Here is a 20,060-nt window from a genome sequence, read left to right as displayed (position 1 = left end):
AGAGCATTCTGTTAAAAAGAAACATAAAATGATCAGATAAAGTCCGAGCTGAATTGTCTGAAAATAAAAGAAATAAACTGATATCAAAAAAAGAAGAAAAAGTGCCAACGATTACTTGACACATACAAACCAAAAAAAGTGGTTGCATATTTTGAAAAAATGTATATAATAATATTTGTGCCTGTTGGAGAGACATCATGGTAAGACATCGTGCAGGACAGGCCGGAATAGCTCAGTCGGTAGAGCACTTCACTCGTAATGAAGGGGTCGTCGGTTCAAGTCCGATTTCCGGCTTACAGAAAAAAGAGTCGTAATTTCAGGAGATTCACAGAATCCAGGGAGTTACGGTTCTTTTTTGCTATTAAGAGGAAAAGATAATATAGAAAAGAGGAAACAAAAATGAGAACAATGGAATTTAAAATGGAACGTCCGGGACTGATCGAAGAAGGTCAGGAAGCGGAAATCACGGAACTGCAGGCACTTGGAGGATACAGTTATCTGATTGAACCATCGGTTGCCATGAGCGGCCTGTATAAAAGCTGGGACCGCCTGAAGTCAAGAAAAGGAACGGTAAAAGAAATTAAAGAAACAGACAGGGGTTACTATGTAACAATGGAATTTCAGGAATAAAGGTGCAGTGAATCACACTGGCAATGATTGGAAGGACCGGATCCATTGTTGATTTTGACAGTGATTATGAGGTGTGATAAGATAGAGAACGTAGTATGCGTAAAATGAATCAATGAAAGGAATGAAAGTACAGATGAGGAGGAATGTGCATAAGCTACTGGGGCTCGGCCTCAGTCTATGCTTGATTTTAGGAGGTTCCCTTGGCCCGGCATCGACAGGATACGCGGCAGATACCTCCGGAGAAGAGATTGCAACGGTAGAAGCATCAGAGCAGTCACAGGATATACAGGAAGATACTGTACAGCCTGAGACGCAGAATGAAGATGCGGAGCCGGATGTGCAGGAGAGTGATGCTTCCGGGCAGGAGCAGCAGACACAGCAGGATGCTTCCGGAGAGCAGGAAACGACTCAGCCGGCAGAAGGAACAACAGAAAGTGAAAGCACAGAGCCGGAAAAGGCAGATACGGCTGAAACAGCTGATACAGAAGTGCCTGAGACACGGGAGACAGAACCGGAAGAGTTAAAGGAAAACAGTTTCCGGTATCAAAACGGAGAACCGGTTCATCAGCCGCAGGTTTACTCCAGAGCTGCATCCTATCCGTATGCATGGGAGAAAGTCAACGGAAAATATATGAACAGCATCGGACAGGTGATTGAAGGTGCGACAAAGAAAGGAATTGATGTCAGCCATCATCAGGGAACGATTGACTGGCAGAAAGTGAAGAATGACGGGATTGATTTCGCCATTATCCGCTGCGGATACGGTGGAAATTACACATCCTACGATGACAGGCAGTGGCTGCGGAACGTATCCGAATGTGAACGTCTGGGAATTCCATACGGGGTTTACCTGTATTCCTATTCGGAAAATACAGAAGATGCAAAAAGCGAAGCGGCTCATGTGCTGCGGCTTTTAGAAGGTCACAATCCGGCATATGGAGTGTACTATGATCTGGAAGATGAGAATACGACCGGAACGGTAAGCAATACCACGATCGGAACCATTGCCAAGACATTCTGTGATCAGGTTTCCGCATCCGGATATAAGGTGGGAATTTATGCCAGCAAATACTGGTGGCAGTATAAACTGACCTCTTCTGTTTTCAAAAATGAAAAATGGTCCAAATGGGTTGCACAGTATAATACTTCCTGTACCTATGAGGGGACCTATGATATGTGGCAGTGTACTTCCGAGGGAAGTGTCAGCGGCATCAACGGGTTTGTAGACTTGAATTTCTGGATGAGCGATTCAGAACCGGATGAGAATGCAGTGAGTGTATCCGACAGAAATATCATCTCCGGCAGCGCCCATATGCAGGACTATGGCTGGCTGAATTCAGTAAAGAACGGAGTGCAGATCGGCGTGACGGGCGAGTCCAGGCGGCTTGAGGCATTTAAGCTCAGCATCGGAAGCGGTTATGGAGATCTGGGTGTACGCTATACGTCCTTTGTGGAAGATAAAGGATGGCAGACTTACGCCGCAGGCGGACAGGTATCCGGTACGACAGGACAGAACAGAGCCGTTCAGGCAGTGAAGATTGAGCTGACCGGAACGCAGGCAAAAAATTATGATATTTATTATCGTGCCCATGTACAGGACTATGGCTGGCTTGGCTGGGCAAAAAACGGTGCCGCAGCGGGAACAACCGGCTATGAGAAACGGATGGAGGCTCTTCAGATTGCAGTAGTTCCAAAAGGATCCGCTGCGCCGGGATCTACTTCCAATGTCTACAAAGAGAAGGCGGTAACCGGAGGAGTCGGTTATGAGACTCACATGCAGACATACGGCTGGAGAGCGATGACGCTTAACGGTGCAACAGGCGGTGTCGTTGGCGAGTCCAAACGAATGGAAGCCTTCAAGGTAGATCTTCTGTACCCGCAGTACAGCGGAGATGTCGAATACAGATCCTATGTGCAGAACAAAGGCTGGCTTGGCTGGGTGAAAAACGGTACAATGAGCGGAACTTCTGGACAGGGACTCCGCATGGAGGCGGTTCAGATCCGTTTAACCGGCGAGATGGCAAAGAAATATGATATTTACTATCGCGTACATACACAGGACTTCGGCTGGCTTGGCTGGGCGAAAAACGGAGCAGGTGCAGGATCGTCCGGATACAGCAGACGGATTGAAGGAATTCAGATCAAGCTTGTGGCAAAAGGAGCAGCAGCTCCTGGAAGCACCTCCGGGGCATTCAAAGACAGAACTACGATTCAGAACGTAGTATACCAGGCTCATATGCAGGATTATGGCTGGTATACAACCGCGTTTAACGGTTCAACCGGCGGTGTGACCGGCGCCGCAAAGCGGATGGAAGCTTTGAAAATCAGCCTTGAAAATACAGCATACACCGGTGGAATCCAGTACCGGGCACATGTCCAGAATATCGGCTGGCAGAGCTGGAAGAGCAATGGAGCTGTTTCCGGAACAGAAGGGAAGAAACTTCGGATGGAAGCGGTTCAGATTCAGCTGACCGGTGAAATGGCAAAGAAATATGACATCTATTACCGGGTGCATGTACAGGATTATGGCTGGCTTGGCTGGACGAAAAACGGAGCAAAGGCCGGCACGGAAGGACTGAGCAGGCGGATGGAAGGAATTCAGATTCAGCTTGTAGAAAAAGGAAAAACAGGTCCGACAGGCGGCGGAACTGCATTCCGTACAAAATAAATGGATAAAGAAAAGGAAAGGGCAGGATCACAAGAGAAGGATCCTGCCCTTTCTGCAGGAGTTCTTCACAGGACTTTCCGGCAGAGACGTTCCAGAAGCCCGATGACCGCATACAGGACCATCGCCATGATACAAAGAAGGATGATAGACATTAACAGCCAATCCATTTTAAATACCTGGCTGGAGTAGATGATCAGATATCCAAGCCCTTCTCTGGCTGCCAGAAATTCACCGATGATGACACCGACAAGGCAGAGACCAATGTTTACCTTCATGTTGCTGATAATGGCAGGTACGGCAGACGGCAGCACGACTTTGGTAAGGGCATGCAAGGATGTACCATGGAGGGTGTAGATCAGCTTGAGTTTATTTTTATCCGTCCCTGTAAAGCAGGTGTAAAGTGTCATAATGCTTCCAAAGACAGCCACAGACATTCCGGCCACAATAATTGTTGTCCGGTCTGCGCCAAGCCATACAATGAGAAGCGGTGCAAGAGCAGACTTTGGAAGACTGTTTAAAACGACCAGATAAGGCTCCAGAACCGCGGAAAGTTTTCTGGAAAACCAGAGCAGGACAGCAGCAAGGATGCTGATGCCGGTGACAAGAAGAAAACTGACGATCGTTTCATACAGCGTGACCGAAAGATGCGGGAAAATACTCTTATCCGCTGCCATAGATAAGAAACAGGTTAGAATTTTGGATGGGCTGCTGAAAATAAAAGAATCGATGATTCCCTCGCCTGCAGTCCATTCCCAGAGAACAAGAAAGAGGACCAGAACGGCGATGCGGAAAAACAGGACAAGGCGCCGTTCTTTTTTTCGGGCGGCAAGATAAGATGACTGGGAAGCAGAAAGATCAGTCTGTTTGGTTTTCATGTTGATTCAGCTCCTTCCAGATCAGATTAAAATAGGTTTTAAACTCCGGTGCGTTCCGACGGTTCAGCGGGGTATCGTCTGCAGGTTTTGGAAAACCGAAATGTAAGCTGACTGTGGTTTTCAGAGAAGCAGGGCGGCTGGAAAGTACAAGGATGCGGTCTGCCAGACTGATGGCTTCGGAAAGATCATGGGTTACCAAAAGGGCGGTCTTTCCTTCGCGGCGGATGATCTGGCCGATGTCGTCACTGACATTGAGCCGCGTCTGGTAGTCGAGAGCGGAAAACGGCTCATCAAGCAGGAGAACTTCCGGATTCAATATCAGCGTGCGGACAAGTGCGGCTCTCTGCCGCATCCCGCCGGAAAGCTCGGAAGGGCGGGAAGACTGAAACTGTCCCAGACCATAAGCATCCAGAAGTTCATGGGCCCTTTTTTTCACTTCCGGATTCAGGGAATGCTGAATTTCGGGACCGAGGAGCACATTCCGGTAAATGCTGCGCCATTCAAGCAGCTCATCTCTCTGAAGCATATATCCGATTTTATCCTTTTGTTCCTCAATCGGCTTTCCGTGCAGGAGAATTTCCCCCTTTTCAGGCTGTAACAGACCGGAAATAAGAGAGAGAAGGGTGGACTTGCCGCATCCGGAGGGCCCGACAACAGCAAGAAATTCACCCTGGTTTACGGAAAAAGAGATATCGTAAAGAGCAGGAGTCTCCCCTTTTAATGTATGATAGGAATGGCTGATATGATTGATGCTCAGGATGGTATCCATATTGCTGACCTCCTTCTATTTATATCATAATGTATGTTGACAGAGAAAAAGATGTGAATTATAACTATCAGTAGAATAAAAGCCGAAAAGGAGAAACCATGCAGGAGCAGAAGAAAAACTATCAAAAAGAACTGGAAAAAATACTGGAAAAAATCGGGAAGGAAGAGCAGGTTCCGACCCTTTTGCTTCACAGCTGCTGCGGGCCGTGCAGCAGTTATGTGATGGAGTATCTTTCAGATTTTTTCCGGATCGCGGTTTTTTACTTTAACCCGAATATCACAGAGGAAGCGGAGTACCGGAAGCGGGCAGAAGAGCAGAGACATCTGATTGAGCGGATGAATGAGAAACTGAAGTATCCGGTTTCTTTTCTTGAAGGAGACTATGATGCGCATGTTTTTTTTGACATGGCAAAGGGAATGGAACAGCTTCCGGAAGGAGGAGAGCGCTGTTTTCGCTGCTATGAGATGCGGCTTCGCCGGACGGCCGAAGAGGCAAAGAACAGGAAGATGGATTTCTTTACGACGACTCTTTCCATCAGTCCGATGAAGAATGCGCAGAAACTCAACGAAATCGGACAGAAGCTGCAGGAAGAATACGGGGTTTCCTACCTGTTTTCTGATTTCAAAAAGAAGAACGGATATAAGCGCTCCGTGGAACTTTCCGGGGAATACGGACTCTACCGCCAGGATTACTGCGGGTGTGTCTTTTCAAAAAGAGACAGAAATAATTCTTTACAAACAGAATAAAATTTGGTAAATTATGTTTTAATAGTTTAACTCACTAAAATAAGAAAGAAACGGGGAACGCAGATGGCACAGTTATGGGGAGGACGCTTTACGAAAGAGACCGATCAGATGGTATATGATTTTAATGCCTCCATCGGATTTGACAAGCGTCTGTACAGACAGGATATAGAGGGAAGCATGGCACACGTCAAAATGCTGGCAAAGCAGCAGATCCTGACAGAACAGGAGCGGGATCAGATTCTGGAAGGCCTGGCCGGAATTTTAAAAGATGTGGAAGACGGCACGCTTCTGATTACGAAAGAATATGAGGATATTCACAGCTTTGTAGAGGCAAATCTGATTGACCGGATCGGGGATGCAGGGAAGAAGCTACATACCGGCCGCAGCCGGAATGACCAGGTAGCCCTTGACATGAAGCTTTATGTAAGGGAAGAAGTTCAGAAGACAGATGCGCTGCTGAAAGATCTTCTGACGGTGATTCTGCATATCATGGAGGATAATCTTGATACCATTATGCCGGGATTTACCCATCTTCAGAAAGCACAGCCGATTACCCTTACGCATCATATGGGGGCATATTACGAGATGTTCCGGAGAGACAGAAGCCGTCTTTCGGATATTTATAAAAGAATGAATGTCTGCCCGCTTGGAAGCGGCGCACTTGCGGGAACGACCTACCCGCTTGACCGGGAATATACGGCAAGTATTCTTGGATTTTCCGGAGCTACACTGAACAGCATGGATTCTGTATCCGACCGGGACTATGTGATTGAATATCTGTCGGCACTTTCAACGATTATGATGCACCTGAGCCGGTTTTCGGAGGAAATCATTATCTGGAATTCCAATGAATATCAGTTTGTGGAGATCGACGATGCGTACAGCACCGGAAGCAGCATCATGCCGCAGAAGAAAAATCCGGACATTGCGGAGCTTGTAAGAGGAAAGACCGGACGGGTTTACGGGGCACTGATGTCGATGCTGACAACGATGAAAGGGATTCCGCTGGCATACAACAAAGACATGCAGGAAGATAAGGAGATGGCGTTTGACGCGATGGATACGGTCAACAGCTGCCTTCCGCTTTTTACCGGCATGCTGGCAACAATGAAGTTCAGAAAGAATGTAATGGAGAGAAGCGCCCGGAGAGGATTTACCAATGCTACGGATGCTGCAGACTATCTGGTGAACCATGGCGTGCCGTTCCGGGATGCCCACGGAATTATCGGCCAGCTTGTGCTGACGTGCATTGAGAAGGAGTGTGCACTGGATGATCTGCCGCTTTCCGAATACAAGGCGGTCAGTCCGGTATTTGAAGAAGATATTTACGACGCAATCAGCATGAAGACATGCGTTGAGAAACGTCTGACAAAGGGAGCGCCGGGAAAAGGTGCCATGCTGGAGGCAATTCAGGTTTATAAGCAGGAACTGGAAACAGAGTAGGAGGACCATACAATGGAAAAGAAATTACGTGTTGGAATATTAGGAGCAACAGGGATGGTAGGACAGAGATTTATCTCTCTTCTGGAAGGCCATCCGTGGTTTGAAGTTGTGACGGTGGCTGCATCTCCAAGATCAGCCGGTAAAACATATGAGGAAGCGGTAGGAGACCGCTGGAAAATGAAAAAACCGATGCCGGAAGGAGTCAAAAAGCTGATTGTACATAATGTAAATGAAGTGGAAGAAGTTGCTTCCACGGTAGACTTTGTATTCAGCGCGGTTGATATGAGCAAAGAGGAGATCCGCGCGATCGAGGATGCTTACGCAAAGACGGAGACACCGGTTGTTTCCAATAACAGTGCACACCGCTGGACGCCGGACGTACCGATGGTCATTCCGGAGGTAAATCCGGAGCATTTTGAAGTGATTGAGGCGCAGAAGAAACGTCTCGGAACGACACGCGGATTTGTAGCTGTAAAACCGAACTGCTCCATTCAGAGCTACGCCCCTGTTCTGACTGCATGGATGGACTTTGAACCGACAGAAGTGGTGGCAACGACATATCAGGCTATTTCCGGTGCCGGAAAGACATTTAAGGACTGGCCGGAGATGGTGGAAAACATCATTCCGTACATCGGAGGCGAAGAGGAAAAGAGCGAGCAGGAACCGCTTCGGATCTGGGGAAAAGTGTGTGATGGAAAAATCGAAAAGGCATCCGCTCCGGTAATCACGACTCAGTGTATCCGTGTGCCGGTGCTGGACGGACATACGGCGGCAGTATTTGTCAACTTTAAGAAAAAGCCGACGAAAGAGCAGCTTATCGAGAAACTGGTAAATTACCGCGGACTTCCGCAGGAACTGGAGCTTCCAAGCGCACCGAAGCAGTTTATCCAGTATCTTGAGGAGGATAACCGCCCGCAGGTTGCTCTGGATGTGGACTATGAAAACGGCATGGGCATTTCGGTAGGACGTCTGAGAGAGGACAGCCTGTACGACTTTAAATTTATCGGACTTTCTCATAATACGGTAAGAGGGGCTGCAGGAGGCGCCATCCTCTGTGCGGAGACGCTGGCTGCACAGAAATATATTCAGGCAAAATAGCAGAAAGCCTTGGAATGTAATTTTTCATCAGGGACGGGAAATTTTACCCGTCCCTGATTGCACGTTTGTAGAGAACCATGTAAAATAGAAAGGACGACAGACTGACAAACTGATTTCAAAATATAGAATAAAGGAGCGAAAAATGGACGGGGAACTTCTGAAATATACGCAGAATCGGGAACTTTCATGGTTGAAATTTAATAAAAGAGTATTGGAGGAAGCGAAAGATCCGGATGTGCCTCTGATGGAGCGGATGAAATTTGTAGCGATTTTTACAAGTAATCTGGATGAGTTTTTCATGATCCGGGTGGGAAGTCTTTACGATATGGCTTCCATGAAAGTACAGACGACGGACAAAAGGTCAGGCATGACAGCGCAGCAGCAGCTGGACCGGATTTATGAGGCGGTGGCTCCGCTTTACAAAGAGCGGGATAAAACTTATGCGGAGATCAAAAAGAAACTGAATCCCTATGGAATCTGCGGGCTTTCTTTTAAGGAGCTTCAGGACCCGGAAAAGAAATATGTAAAGAAGTATTTTAAGGATCAGATTCTTCCGGTTCTTTCCCCTCAGATTGTAGATGCGAACCATCCGTTTCCGCATCTTCTCAATAAGGAGATCTATGTCGTTGCAAGTCTGAAACAGGATAATAAAAAAATGATGGGAATTGTTCCGGTGCCGCAGTATATTTCAGAGATCCTTTTTCTGCCCGGACACGATATCCGGTATATCCGGATGGAAAAGATCCTGATGGAATATCTGGAGGTTATTTTTGATAAATATGAAGTATCCGACAAGAATTATATTTGCGTGACGAGGAATGCGGATATTTCACCGGATGACGAATCACTGGATATCAACGATGATTTCCGCGTCCTGATGAAAAAGACGCTGAGCAAGCGGAGAAGGATGGCGGTTGTCCGGCTTGAGACGGCAAATCCGCTTCCGGAGAGCATGGAAACCTATTTTTGTGAGAAGTTCCACATTACACCGAAACAGATTTTCCGGACGAAGATGCCGCTGAAGCTGTCCTATATTTTTTCCGTAGCGGAAAAGGTGCCGGAACACCTGAGGAGAACACTGGTATATGAGCCGTTTTCCCCGCAGAAGGCAGCTATGGTGGAGGATGAGACTTCCATCATGAAGCAGATCAGAAGAAAGGACATTCTCCTTTCTTATCCGTACGAATCCATGGAGCCGTTTTTAAAGCTTCTGAAGGAGGCGGGTTCGGATCCGTCTGTCGTGACGATCAAAATTACTATCTACCGGCTTGCAAAGAAAGCAAGACTTGTGGAGTATCTGTGCGCTGCGGCGGAAAACGGAAAAGAGGTTACGGTTCTGATTGAGCTGAGAGCCCGGTTTGACGAGCAGAATAACATTGAGTGGTCCGAACGGCTGGAAGAGGCAGGATGCCGGGTGATTTACGGGTTTGAAAACTACAAGGTTCATTCCAAAATCTGCCTGATTACCTGTAAGACACGAAACGGGTATCAGTATATCACTCAGGTCGGAACCGGAAATTACAACGAAAAGACAGCGGCCATGTATACGGATGTGTGCCTGATGACAGCGGACCAGGAGATCGGGCAGGATGCGGCGGCCTTTTTCCAGAATATGTCCATGGGAAATTTAAGAGGCACCTACCGGCATCTGATTGTCTCGCCGAATACGTTGAAGAAAAAGGTTCTGGAATTGATTGAGGAAGAGACAAAGAAAGGTACAAACGGCCGGATTATCATGAAGATGAATTCAGTGACGGATGTGGAATTTATTGAAAAGATTTCCATGGCCAGCCGTGCCGGGGTGGAGGTCGACCTGCTTGTGCGTGGAATCTGCTGTATCCTTCCGGGGATAAAGGGGTACACGGACCATGTGCGTGTGACAAGTATTGTCGGCCGCTTTCTGGAGCATCCAAGAATTTTCATTTTTGGAAGGGGAAGTTCAGAAAAAATGTATATCGGTTCGGCCGATATGATGACAAGAAATACAGAAAAGCGTGTGGAAGTTGCATGTCCTGTTTACGATCCTGAAGTGAGGGAGAGGCTGAATCATATGATTCAGGTTATGCTTGAGGACAATGTAAAGGCGAGGGCGCTGGATTCATCCGGCAACTACCGGAAGAAAGAACAGACGGGACAGCCGGTTGATGCCCAGGAGGTGTTCATGCAGGAAGCAGTGCAGGAGGCGGCAAGGGTGAAAAAACAGGCAAAAAGGCCGTTTCTTGATTTTCTGCTTCGTATTTTCCGCAGGTAAAAGAAGGAGATTGTAAATATGGGGAAATCTCTCTACATAGCAGAGAAGCCGAGTGTGGCGCAGGAGTTTGCAAAGGCGCTGAAACAGAATATGAAGCGGAGGGACGGATGGCTGGAATCCGATGAGAGCATTGTTACATGGTGCGTGGGGCATCTGGTGACAATGAGCTATCCTGAGGCCTATGATCCGAAATATAAAAAATGGAGTCTAAGCACCCTCCCGTTTCTTCCAAAGGAATTCAAGTATGAGGTGATTCCGAATGTGAAGAAGCAGTTTGACATCGTAAGCGGACTTCTCAACCGAAAGGATGTAGATACGATCTATGTCTGTACAGACTCCGGGCGGGAAGGGGAGTATATTTACCGCCTGGTGGAGCAGATGGCAAAAGTAAAAGGGAAAACGAGAAAGCGTGTCTGGATTGATTCCCAGACAGAGGAAGAGATCCTGCGGGGAATCCGGGAGGCAAAAGATCTGTCAGCCTACGATAATCTTTCCGCTTCCGCTTACCTGCGGGCCAAGGAAGACTATCTGATGGGAATTAATTTTTCCAGAATTCTGACATTGAAATACGGGAACAGCATTGCCGGATTTTTACATAAAAACTTTGTGGTGCTCTCGGCGGGCCGGGTCATGACCTGTGTGCTTGGGATGGTGGTAAGAAGAGAACGGGAGATCCGGGAGTTCGTCAAAACCCCGTTTTACCGTGTGCTTGCGAATATGGACGCGGACGGGGCCGCATTCCAGGGAGAATGGAAAGCAGTCAAAGGGTCCCGTTATGAGATGTCTCCGAAGCTGTACCGGGAAAACGGGTTCAAAGACCGGGAAACAGCACAGGAGCTGATCGATGAGCTGATGGACAGCGACCGGATGGGCGCGCTTGTTTCCGTGGAAAAAAAGAAAGAAAAGAAAAATCCGCCGTTGTTATTCAACCTGGCGGAACTGCAGAATGAATGCTCGAAACGGTTCAAGATCAGTCCGGATGAAACCCTTCGGATTGTGCAGGAGCTGTATGAAAAGAAGCTGGTCACCTATCCTCGTACCGACGCGAGAGTCCTTTCCACAGCGGTGGCAAAAGAGATTCACAAAAATCTGAACGGGCTTGCGAAATATGAACCTACGGCAGAACTGCTTGGGTTTATCGCAAGGGAACGGACGCACAAAGGACTGGAAAAGACGAGATATGTTAATGACAGTCAGATTACGGATCACTATGCCATCATTCCGACCGGGCAGGGACTTCCGGCGCTGAAGTCCGTATCTGCAACCGGTGCGAAGGTATATGATCTGATTGTGAGGCGTTTCCTTTCGATTTTCTACCCGCCTGCAGTGTACCAGAAACTATCACTGGAAATGGTGCTGGAAGGCGAGCATTTTTTCTCCGGCTTTAAGATTCTGACGGAGGAAGGATTTTATAAAGTGACGGGCATTCCGGGTAATAAGAAAGGAAAGTCAGAGGAGGACGAGGAGACGGTTCCGGATGCGGAGCTGTTTGCCCGGATTCAGAAGCTGAAGAAGGGAGACCGGATCCCGGTGAAGGGATTTGAAATCAAAGAAGGCGAGACATCGCCGCCAAAGCGGTACAACTCCGGTTCCATGATTCTTGCCATGGAAAATGCCGGACAGCTCATTGAGGATGAAGAGCTCAGGGCCCAGATCAAAGGAAGCGGTATTGGAACGAGTGCGACGCGGGCGGAAATACTCAAGAAGCTGATTCATATCAAATACTTATCTCTTAATAAAAAGACCCAGGTGATCACTCCGACGCTGATGGGAGAGCTGATTTACGATGCGGTGGATCATTCGATCCGCTCCCTTTTGAATCCGGAGCTGACGGCCAGCTGGGAAAAGGGACTGACCCTGGTGGCTGAAGGGCAGATCACCTCGGAAGAATATATGCAGAAACTGGAACATTTTATCGCGGTCAGGACGAACGGCGTAGTCGGACTGAACAATCAGTACCAGCTGAAAGCCTGCTACGATAAGGTGTCCCCTTATTATAAATCAATGAAAAAGTGATAGAAGGAGGAACACTATGAAAGAATTAACAGTACAGGAGCTTTATGATCTCAACGAGACGATCGCAGGAGAACTTTTTGAGGGAGTGACCTATCCGTGGGAAATCCTTCCGAAAATCGGGGAATTTATTGTAAAACTTGGAAACACACTGCCGGAGGACGAGTATGAAAAGAAAGGCGAGAACATCTGGATTGCAAAGTCTGCAAAGGTGGCTCCAAGTGCATACATTAACGGTCCGGCAATCATCGGCAAAGACGCTGAGATCCGGCACTGTGCATTTATCCGTGGAAACGCGCTGGTAGGAGAAGGTGCAGTAGTCGGGAATTCTACAGAACTGAAAAATGTTGTGTTATTCAACAAGGTTCAGGTGCCTCATTACAATTATGTCGGCGACTCTGTCCTTGGATTCAAGTCCCATATGGGTGCCGGCTCCATCACATCAAATGTGAAATCTGACAAGACACTTGCAACAGTCAGTACACCGGAGGGTAAAATCGAGACCGGACTGAAAAAGTTCGGTGCCATGCTCGGAGACAATGTGGAGGTAGGATGCGGCAGTGTCCTGAATCCAGGGACGGTTGTAGGAAGAAATACAAATATTTACCCGCTTTCCATGGTGAGGGGTTATGTGCCGGCCGGAAGTATTTACAAAAAACAGGGCGAAGTTGTAGAAAAACAGTAGTAACCTGTGAAATTTTACTGTGAGAATCCGGAGAAATATTGTATAATAAAAGAGAAATTCGTTGACGGGACAAAGAAGGAATGACGGATCGGGAAAGGAGACGAAACACAATGGGAAAGCAGTATGTAGATTTTGAAATTGGAAAGCAGAAACATATCGCACTGGTGGCGCATGATGGAAAGAAAAAAGAAATGGTGGACTGGTGCGATAAGAATAAAGATATTCTGAAAAATCACTTTCTTTGCGGTACCGGGACGACAGCCAGACTGATCGCGGAAAAAACGGGGCTTCCGGTGCGCGCGTACAACAGCGGTCCCCTCGGAGGGGATCAGCAGATTGGAGCAAAGATCGTAGAAGGCGGCATTGACTTTATGATCTTTTTGTGGGATCCGCTGGAAGCACAGCCGCATGATCCGGATGTCAAGGCGCTTCTTCGAATTGCGGTCGTATATGATATTCCGGTAGCCAATAATCTTGCTACTGCGGATTTCATGCTTACATCCCGGTATATGAATCAAACATACTCCAGAAAAGTTCTGAATTTCTCCGCGGAAGTAGAGGAGAGAGTCAGACAGATGAAATAGGAATATGATCTGTTTTTATGAAAGGCCTGCCGCAGCCGGACTGTGGCGGGCATTCTGTCTTGTTTCCGGTCCGGGCATTTCTGCCAAAACTCAAAAATCAGCTTGACAACAAAATAAGAATCGGTTACTATTAAAATCACAGGCGAACGTTTGTTCGGATTCAAAAAAGGAGATCAGAGTATGACAAATAATGAAGATAAAAAGAAGGCCCTTGAGGCCGCGATAGCCAAACTGGAAAAGGATTTTGGAAAAGGAACGGTGATGCGTCTCGGAGATCCGAAGGCACAGGTGGCAGTTGAGACCGTTCCGACAGGAGCGCTGAGTCTGGATATCGCCCTTGGACTCGGCGGCGTTCCAAAGGGGCGTATTGTAGAGATTTACGGACCGGAGTCAAGCGGTAAGACGACAGTTGCCCTTCACATGATTGCAGAGGTGCAGAAAAGAGGGGGAATTGCAGGATTTATCGATGCGGAGCATGCGCTGGATCCGGTTTACGCGGGGAATATCGGCGTGGATATCAATGAACTTTACATTTCCCAGCCGGACAGCGGAGACCAGGCGCTTGAGATTACGGAGACGATGGTCAGATCCGGAGCAATGGATATTGTTGTCATTGACTCGGTAGCGGCTCTTGTTCCAAAGCAGGAGATTGAGGGAGATATGGGAGACAGCCATGTCGGACTTCAGGCACGACTGATGTCCCAGGCGCTCAGAAAACTTACTCCTGTCATCAGCAAGTCAAACTGCGTTGTGATTTTCATCAATCAGCTCCGTGAGAAGGTCGGTGTCATGTTCGGCAACCCGGAGACGACTACAGGAGGACGTGCGCTGAAATTCTATTCCTCGATCCGTCTCGACATCAGACGGACAGAGACCCTCAAGCAGGGAGGAGAGATGGTCGGAAACCATGTCAGAGTCAAAGTTGTAAAGAATAAGATTGCGCCTCCGTTTAAAGAGGCAGAGTTCGATATCATGTTCGGAAAAGGCATTTCCAGAGAGGGAGATGTGCTGGATCTGGCAGCAGGCCTGGATATCGTCAATAAGAGCGGAGCATGGTATGCATATGAGGGAAACAAGATCGGTCAGGGCCGTGAGAATGCGAAGGGCTATTTAAGAGAGCATCCGGAAGTGATGGATGAGATTGAAGCGAAAGTACGCGCTCATTATGGACTGGACGGCAGTGCAGGACAGGGGCAGGAAGCTGCGGATAACGGCAGCAAAGAGGCCGAAAGCGAAGAATAAGCGATGAGACAGGTTGGGATTGAGCCGGTTACAAAGACAAAATTTCGGATTTATCTGGACGGACAGTTCGCTTTTGTATTATACAAAAGTGAACTGTCCTCCTGCCATCTGAAAGACGGGGAAGCTGTGACAGAGGATCAGATAGAAACGATATTATCGGAGATTGTACTGAAGAGGGCAAAGCGCAAGGCAATGTCTCTTCTTCAAAGTATGGACAGGACCGAGAGCGAACTGCGGGACCGTCTTCTGCGCCAGGATTTTCCGGAGGAAACAGTGGATCAAGCTGTCCGCTATGTAAAGTCATTCGGCTATGTGGATGACAGAAGATATGCGGAGAGTTTTATTCTTTCCAGAAAAGGACGCAAAAGCAGACGGGAAATCTATGCAGAGCTTTCCGGAAAGAAAATAGATGGAGAGATTGTAGACGAAATGATGGAGAGGTGCTATGAGGAGAGCGATTCCGGTGAGGCGCTCCGCCACCTTCTGAGAAAAAAACATTATGACCCTTCCCGCGCCTCTGTGGAGGAAAAACAGAAACTGTATGCTTATCTTGCAAGAAAAGGATTTTCCTACGGAGAGATTAAAAAAGCGCTGAATCTGGAATTTCCGGAAGATTAGCCGGGAATGCCGGAAAAGCCGAAAGATCTTCCGGTGCGGTATTCCGCGATTTCAACGAAAGGAAAGAGTCTGTGCTTGACATATTTGTTAAAACAGTATAAAATTTAAGTGTTGTAATTGTACAATGAAAATTAAATAAGGAGGTGCTCCTGTGCAAATTTTCTATATTATCGTTGCAGTAGTGATTACGCTTGTCGTAACAGCAGCAGTTACTTACAATGTGACGGTTTCGAACTTGAAAAAAAATGCGGAATCCAAAATTGGAAATGCAGAGAGTAAAGCCAGAGAAATCATAGATGATGCACTGAAAAAAGCTGAGACGACGAAAAAGGAAGCCCTTCTGGAAGTGAAAGAGGAATCGATCAAGACCAAAAACGAACTGGAAAAAGAGACAAAGGAACGCAGGGCAGAGCTTCAGCGTTATGAAAAACGCGTCCTTGCAAAGGAAGAAGCGGTAGACAAGCGTTCTGACGCGGTCGAACATCGGGAAATGAATCTTGCAGCGAAGGAAGAGCAGATCAAAGAGCGTGAAGCGAAAGCGGACGAGTTAAACAGACAAAGAGTACAGGAACTGGAAAGAATCTCAGGACTAACCTCCGAACAGGCAAAAGAATATCTGTTAAAAACTGTTGAAGACGATGTGAAGCATGATTCAGCCAGAATGATCAAAGAGCTGGAAAATCAGGCCAAGGAAGAAGCAGGAAAGAAAGCGAAAGAGTACGTAGTCAATGCGATTCAGCGGTGCGCTGCGGATCACGTGGCAGAGACGACGATTTCGGTAGTCCAGCTTCCGAGTGATGAAATGAAGGGACGTATCATTGGACGAGAGGGAAGAAATATTCGTACACTTGAGACACTGACTGGTGTCGAACTGATTATCGATGATACACCGGAAGCAGTCGTACTTTCCGGCTTCGATCCGATCCGGCGTGAAGTCGCAAGGATTGCACTGGAAAAGCTGATTGTAGACGGACGGATTCATCCGGCCAGAATTGAAGAGATGGTTGAAAAGGCACAGAAAGAAGTGGAGTCCATGATCCGGGAAGAAGGAGAAGCTGCTGCGCTGGAAGTCGGCGTACACGGTATCCATCCGGAACTGATCCGTCTGCTTGGACGTATGAAATTCCGTACAAGCTATGGACAGAATGCGCTGAAACACTCTATCGAAGTGGCACAGCTTGCAGGACTTCTTGCAGGAGAAATCGGACTGGATGTCCGTGTGGCAAAGAGAGCCGGACTTCTGCATGACATTGGAAAGTCTATCGATCACGATGTGGAAGGATCACATATTCAGATCGGTGTGGATCTGTGCAGAAAATATAAAGAATCAGCAGTTGTTATCAATGCGGTAGAGGCACATCACGGAGATGTGGAACCGCAGTCACTGGTTGCATGTGTTGTACAGGCGGCTGACACGATTTCAGCAGCCCGTCCGGGTGCAAGACGTGAAACATTGGAAACATATACAAACAGGTTAAAACAGTTGGAAGATATCGCAAACCAATTTAAAGGTGTCGATAAATCTTTTGCTATTCAGGCGGGAAGAGAGATTCGCGTTATGGTAGTTCCAGAACAAATATCAGACGATGATATGGTATTACTGGCGAGAGAGATTTCAAAACAGATTGAGTTCGAACTGGAATATCCGGGCCAGATTAAGGTAAATGTAATCCGGGAGTCAAGAGTCACGGATTATGCAAAATAGATATTAGAGTCGATAATGTAAACGTAAGAATCCCTGATTTACTGAAAAGTAGGTCAGGGATTCTTTTATCATGAGGAGGCGGTAATGATGAGTGAGAATATCAGACGTGTGGGAAGAGAACTGAAATATAAAGGAGCAATTCTGGATGTATATACCGATCATATGGAATTTGCAAATGGAAATACGGCAGAGTGGGATTTCATCAAGCACAAAGGGGCTGCCGCAGTTGTTCCGGTTACAGAGGACGGGAAACTGGTCATGGTGCGGCAGTACCGGAATGCACTGGACCGCTATACGCTGGAAATTCCGGCGGGGGCACTGGACTATGCGGAAGAGTCGGGAATTGTCTGCGCGGGAAGAGAACTGGAGGAAGAGACCGGATATCGGTGCGACAGCCTGGAGTGGCTGATCAATATCCGCACAACGGTCGCATTCTGCAACGAGAAGATCGAAGTATTTGTCGCCCGGAATCTGATTCCGTCCCACCAGCACCTTGATGAAGACGAATATATTGAACTGGAAACATATACAGTGGAAGAACTGAAAGAAAAGATTTTTAGAGGCGAGATCGAGGACTCCAAGACAATTGCGTCGATTCTGGCCTACGATGCCAAATACTGCCGTTAAAATTCTTCGTGCAAAATCTGACTTCTGACAGGAATCGGATTCGAACGAATTTGTGAATACAGAAAGGGACAGCCGAATATGTATTAGTATCTGTTTGATGAGGAGGCTTGTCTTGTGAGAATAGAAAGAGCAAAGCAGTATTTTGCAGCAGCATTTATGGCAGGGTTTATCGGAGGAATCTTATTTGCCAATCTGACAGTGAAAGATTACGTGACCACATCAGGTATCTTCAACCCGTATTTTCTAAAACAGTATGCGCAATCGGAAATTGAAGCAGGAGAATATATCCTGTACTTGTGTGGTATCCGCCTTATCCCGCTGCTTCTGATCGTGTTTTTGGGACAGACCAGGGTCAGAAGGATTGCCACCGTTGCAGTATTTGTCTGGGCCGGTTTTTCGACCGGAACAATTGTGTGTGCGGGGATTCTGAATATGGGAATTCAGGGTATTGTGTTCTGGGTGATTGCGATGGTGCCGCAGTTCCTTTTTTACGCACTGGCCTATCTGATTGTTCTGTGGCATTTTTTCATTTTTCCGCAGGCCAGATGGAATATGGGAAAGACCTTCGCGGTACTTGTTTTTATGACGGCAGGACTGATTACGGAAGCGTATGTCAATCCGATTTTGATGCAGATGTTTCTGGATACATTGTAAAAAGACAGAAGAAAAATAAAGAAGACAGCTTAAGTTCCCGGGAAAAGGAATTTAAGCTGTCTTTTTGATGTACAAAATTATTTTACCTGCCGGTTCATGTGCGCTGTACGGTACGGAAGAGTACCCGGACAGATGCCAGGAATACGAAAATCTGGCTTGAGAGGAGACCGGTCAGATATCCGCTGATTCCGGTCTGTGGGATCAGAAAGAAGACACCGGCAATCCGGATGCACAGGCCGGTAAAATTAATCAGAAAGGCCAGACCGGTATGTCCCAGCCCGTTCAGCATACTGATGTAGGTCGAATTTGTATAGAGAAACGGGCAGATAAAAGCCAGCACCCGTATGTAGGAGGCGGCCTCCGGACTTTGAAAGACAAAGGAGCCGAGAAAGTCCGCGGTCAGAAGAAAGCCGCAGGTACAGAAAAAACCAAGCAGAAGGCAGGAGATACTTACCTTCCGGATCAGCTGCCTCAGAGTCCGGTTCTGGCTTGCCGCCTGAATCTCGGCCACAGTGGGGAGCATCATCATGGAGATCGAATTGGTGATGGCAGACGGAAATAAAATACAGGGCATGGCGATCCCGTTCAGGATTCCGTAATGGCTCAGGGCGGCGGAGCGGGAGAAGCCGTAAAGCATGAGGCACTTTGGAATGGAAACGACCTCGATGCTCTGAAGGATATTCAAAGAAATCCGGTTGGCCGTGATAGGTACGGCATGTTTTAAAATATCGCCAAGACACCCGGCATAGCAGGAAACACTGCATTTCTGTGCAGCCTTTTTTGTATAAAGAATCCGCCGGACGGCAAAAATGCTGTAGAAGGCACCTGCAATTTCTCCAATGACCAGTCCGCAGACGGCAAGGATGATTCCGGCCTGCCCGGATTCCTGTATGGCGGCGGTATAGAGGAGGTAGACGCCGAGGACACGGGTGCATTGTTCAGCGAGCTGTGAAATGCCGGGAATCCGTGTCTGCTTGAGCCCGAGGGAGTATCCGCAGATGCAGGAATGGACACTGGCAAAAGGGAGCGCGTAGGACATGACTTTTAAAAGCGGTTCACAGCGTACATCGCCTAAAGCCGAAACTGCAATATCATGCGCGAAAATCTGGATGAGCGCAGTACAGATCAAAGACATGCCGGCAGACAGAAGAAGAGCCATCTGGAAGGATACCTTTGCAAGTTCCGGTCTGCCAAGAGAAGTGTACCGGGCGGTCAGACGGGAGAGGGAGGTTTCGATTCCGGCGGCCGACAAAGAGATACAAAGTGCAAAGACAGGAAAAATCAGATGATAGATACCGATTCCTTCTGTGCCAAACGCACGGCTTAAAAAAATACGGAAGAAAAATCCGATCACACGCGTGACCAGACCGACAAAAGTCAGCACAAAGGCTCCTTTTAAAAAGATTTTTTTTCGGGTGGAAAGATGCATAAGATACCTGACTTTGTTTTTAC

17 protein-coding genes and 1 tRNA gene are annotated in these 20,060 nt (G+C 47.6%); 15 read left to right on the top strand and 3 right to left on the bottom strand.

Translation table 11 applies throughout. The annotated features are described in order from the left end of the window. Nucleotides 1-221 precede the first annotated feature (221 nt). The 3 genes from Selli1_RS15010 (at nt 222) to Selli1_RS15000 (ending at nt 3,298) form a co-directional block, all read left to right on the top strand. Nucleotides 222-294, top strand: a tRNA-Thr gene (locus Selli1_RS15010). Nucleotides 295-399: 105 nt separating this feature from the next. Then, a complete protein-coding gene (locus Selli1_RS15005) occupies nt 400-630 on the top strand; it encodes a hypothetical protein (RefSeq protein ID WP_087169221.1) in 231 nt (76 codons plus the stop codon). A gap of 145 nt (nt 631-775) precedes the next feature. Further along, nucleotides 776-3,298: a GH25 family lysozyme gene (locus Selli1_RS15000; protein ID WP_281873776.1), complete on the top strand. Its 2,523-nt coding sequence runs from the start codon at nt 776-778 to the stop codon at nt 3,296-3,298. A 65-nt stretch (nt 3,299-3,363) separates the two neighbouring features. On the opposite strand, the gene Selli1_RS14995 is transcribed toward Selli1_RS15000, so the two are convergent. Next, nucleotides 3,364-4,173 (bottom strand): ABC transporter permease, encoded by an 810-nt coding sequence (locus Selli1_RS14995; RefSeq protein ID WP_087169219.1) that lies wholly within the window; start codon nt 4,171-4,173, stop codon nt 3,364-3,366. Further along, complete coding sequence (locus Selli1_RS14990; RefSeq protein ID WP_087169218.1) at nt 4,154-4,942, bottom strand: ABC transporter ATP-binding protein; 789 nt, start codon at nt 4,940-4,942, stop codon at nt 4,154-4,156. Before Selli1_RS14990 ends, Selli1_RS14995 begins: the two co-directional genes overlap by 20 nt. 98 nt (nt 4,943-5,040) lie before the next feature. Here Selli1_RS14990 and Selli1_RS14985 point away from each other — a divergent pair, with 98 nt between their 5' ends. The 12 genes from Selli1_RS14985 (at nt 5,041) to Selli1_RS14930 (ending at nt 18,608) form a co-directional block, all read left to right on the top strand. Then, nucleotides 5,041-5,688 carry an epoxyqueuosine reductase QueH gene (locus tag Selli1_RS14985; RefSeq protein ID WP_138373062.1) on the top strand — a complete coding sequence of 216 codons (648 nt, stop codon included), beginning with the start codon at nt 5,041-5,043 and terminating at the stop codon, nt 5,686-5,688. Between the two features lie 63 nt (nt 5,689-5,751). Next, the gene (gene argH, locus Selli1_RS14980; protein WP_087169216.1) at nt 5,752-7,131 is read left to right on the top strand and encodes an argininosuccinate lyase; all 1,380 of its coding nucleotides are present in this window, start codon (nt 5,752-5,754) and stop codon (nt 7,129-7,131) included. A gap of 12 nt (nt 7,132-7,143) precedes the next feature. After that, on the top strand, nt 7,144-8,229 hold the full coding sequence (gene asd / locus Selli1_RS14975) for an aspartate-semialdehyde dehydrogenase (protein ID WP_191434264.1): 1,086 nt from the start codon (nt 7,144-7,146) through the stop codon (nt 8,227-8,229). Between the two features lie 142 nt (nt 8,230-8,371). Then, complete coding sequence (ppk1, locus tag Selli1_RS14970) at nt 8,372-10,480, top strand: polyphosphate kinase 1 (protein ID WP_281873773.1); 2,109 nt, start codon at nt 8,372-8,374, stop codon at nt 10,478-10,480. Between the two features lie 18 nt (nt 10,481-10,498). Beyond that, entirely contained in the window at nt 10,499-12,496 is a 1,998-nt protein-coding gene (locus Selli1_RS14965; RefSeq protein ID WP_281873771.1) for a DNA topoisomerase, read from the top strand. Nucleotides 12,497-12,512: 16 nt separating this feature from the next. After that, nucleotides 12,513-13,178, top strand: a complete 666-nt coding sequence (locus Selli1_RS14960; RefSeq protein WP_191434260.1) for an LbetaH domain-containing protein — start codon at nt 12,513-12,515, stop codon at nt 13,176-13,178. A 110-nt stretch (nt 13,179-13,288) separates the two neighbouring features. Next, a complete protein-coding gene (locus Selli1_RS14955) occupies nt 13,289-13,762 on the top strand; it encodes a methylglyoxal synthase (RefSeq protein ID WP_087169211.1) in 474 nt (157 codons plus the stop codon). Between the two features lie 180 nt (nt 13,763-13,942). After that, on the top strand, nt 13,943-15,004 hold the full coding sequence (recA, locus tag Selli1_RS14950; protein ID WP_087169210.1) for a recombinase RecA: 1,062 nt from the start codon (nt 13,943-13,945) through the stop codon (nt 15,002-15,004). 3 nt (nt 15,005-15,007) lie between these two features. Further along, nucleotides 15,008-15,622 carry a regulatory protein RecX gene (locus tag Selli1_RS14945; RefSeq protein WP_087169209.1) on the top strand — a complete coding sequence of 205 codons (615 nt, stop codon included), beginning with the start codon at nt 15,008-15,010 and terminating at the stop codon, nt 15,620-15,622. A 157-nt stretch (nt 15,623-15,779) separates the two neighbouring features. Next, complete coding sequence (rny, locus tag Selli1_RS14940; protein ID WP_405121935.1) at nt 15,780-17,327, top strand: ribonuclease Y; 1,548 nt, start codon at nt 15,780-15,782, stop codon at nt 17,325-17,327. 87 nt (nt 17,328-17,414) lie between these two features. Next, nucleotides 17,415-17,954, top strand: a complete 540-nt coding sequence (locus Selli1_RS14935; protein ID WP_281873768.1) for an NUDIX hydrolase — start codon at nt 17,415-17,417, stop codon at nt 17,952-17,954. A 114-nt stretch (nt 17,955-18,068) separates the two neighbouring features. Beyond that, a complete protein-coding gene (locus Selli1_RS14930) occupies nt 18,069-18,608 on the top strand; it encodes a stage II sporulation protein M (RefSeq protein ID WP_138373066.1) in 540 nt (179 codons plus the stop codon). A gap of 94 nt (nt 18,609-18,702) precedes the next feature. Here the strand turns inward: Selli1_RS14930 and Selli1_RS14925 are convergent, their stop codons facing one another. After that, the gene (locus Selli1_RS14925) at nt 18,703-20,037 is read right to left on the bottom strand and encodes a polysaccharide biosynthesis protein (RefSeq protein WP_281873766.1); all 1,335 of its coding nucleotides are present in this window, start codon (nt 20,035-20,037) and stop codon (nt 18,703-18,705) included. Nucleotides 20,038-20,060: the final 23 nt, after the last annotated feature.

The organism is Sellimonas catena (assembly GCF_027924685.1).
In the GTDB taxonomy this organism is placed as follows: Bacteria; Bacillota; Clostridia; order Lachnospirales; family Lachnospiraceae; genus Sellimonas; species Sellimonas catena.
The sequence above is the reverse complement of the archived record's forward strand: the minus strand, read 5'-3'. Positions and strand labels throughout refer to the sequence as shown.

What these genes read in the sequence shown, in the direction of transcription:
- argH (WP_087169216.1), top strand. Translation starts at nt 5,752, where the DNA reads ATGGCACAGTTATGGGGAGGACGCTTTACGAAAGAGACCGATCAGATG.
- Selli1_RS14965 (WP_281873771.1), top strand. Translation starts at nt 10,499, where the DNA reads ATGGGGAAATCTCTCTACATAGCAGAGAAGCCGAGTGTGGCGCAGGAG.
- ppk1 (WP_281873773.1), top strand. Translation starts at nt 8,372, where the DNA reads ATGGACGGGGAACTTCTGAAATATACGCAGAATCGGGAACTTTCATGG.
- Selli1_RS14935 (WP_281873768.1), top strand. Translation starts at nt 17,415, where the DNA reads ATGAGTGAGAATATCAGACGTGTGGGAAGAGAACTGAAATATAAAGGA.
- Selli1_RS14985 (WP_138373062.1), top strand. Translation starts at nt 5,041, where the DNA reads ATGCAGGAGCAGAAGAAAAACTATCAAAAAGAACTGGAAAAAATACTG.
- recA (WP_087169210.1), top strand. Translation starts at nt 13,943, where the DNA reads ATGACAAATAATGAAGATAAAAAGAAGGCCCTTGAGGCCGCGATAGCC.
- Selli1_RS14960 (WP_191434260.1), top strand. Translation starts at nt 12,513, where the DNA reads ATGAAAGAATTAACAGTACAGGAGCTTTATGATCTCAACGAGACGATC.
- Selli1_RS14990 (WP_087169218.1), bottom strand. Translation starts at nt 4,942, where the DNA reads ATGGATACCATCCTGAGCATCAATCATATCAGCCATTCCTATCATACA.
- Selli1_RS14925 (WP_281873766.1), bottom strand. Translation starts at nt 20,037, where the DNA reads ATGCATCTTTCCACCCGAAAAAAAATCTTTTTAAAAGGAGCCTTTGTG.
- Selli1_RS14995 (WP_087169219.1), bottom strand. Translation starts at nt 4,173, where the DNA reads ATGAAAACCAAACAGACTGATCTTTCTGCTTCCCAGTCATCTTATCTT.
- Selli1_RS15005 (WP_087169221.1), top strand. Translation starts at nt 400, where the DNA reads ATGAGAACAATGGAATTTAAAATGGAACGTCCGGGACTGATCGAAGAA.
- Selli1_RS14955 (WP_087169211.1), top strand. Translation starts at nt 13,289, where the DNA reads ATGGGAAAGCAGTATGTAGATTTTGAAATTGGAAAGCAGAAACATATC.
- Selli1_RS14945 (WP_087169209.1), top strand. Translation starts at nt 15,008, where the DNA reads ATGAGACAGGTTGGGATTGAGCCGGTTACAAAGACAAAATTTCGGATT.
- asd (WP_191434264.1), top strand. Translation starts at nt 7,144, where the DNA reads ATGGAAAAGAAATTACGTGTTGGAATATTAGGAGCAACAGGGATGGTA.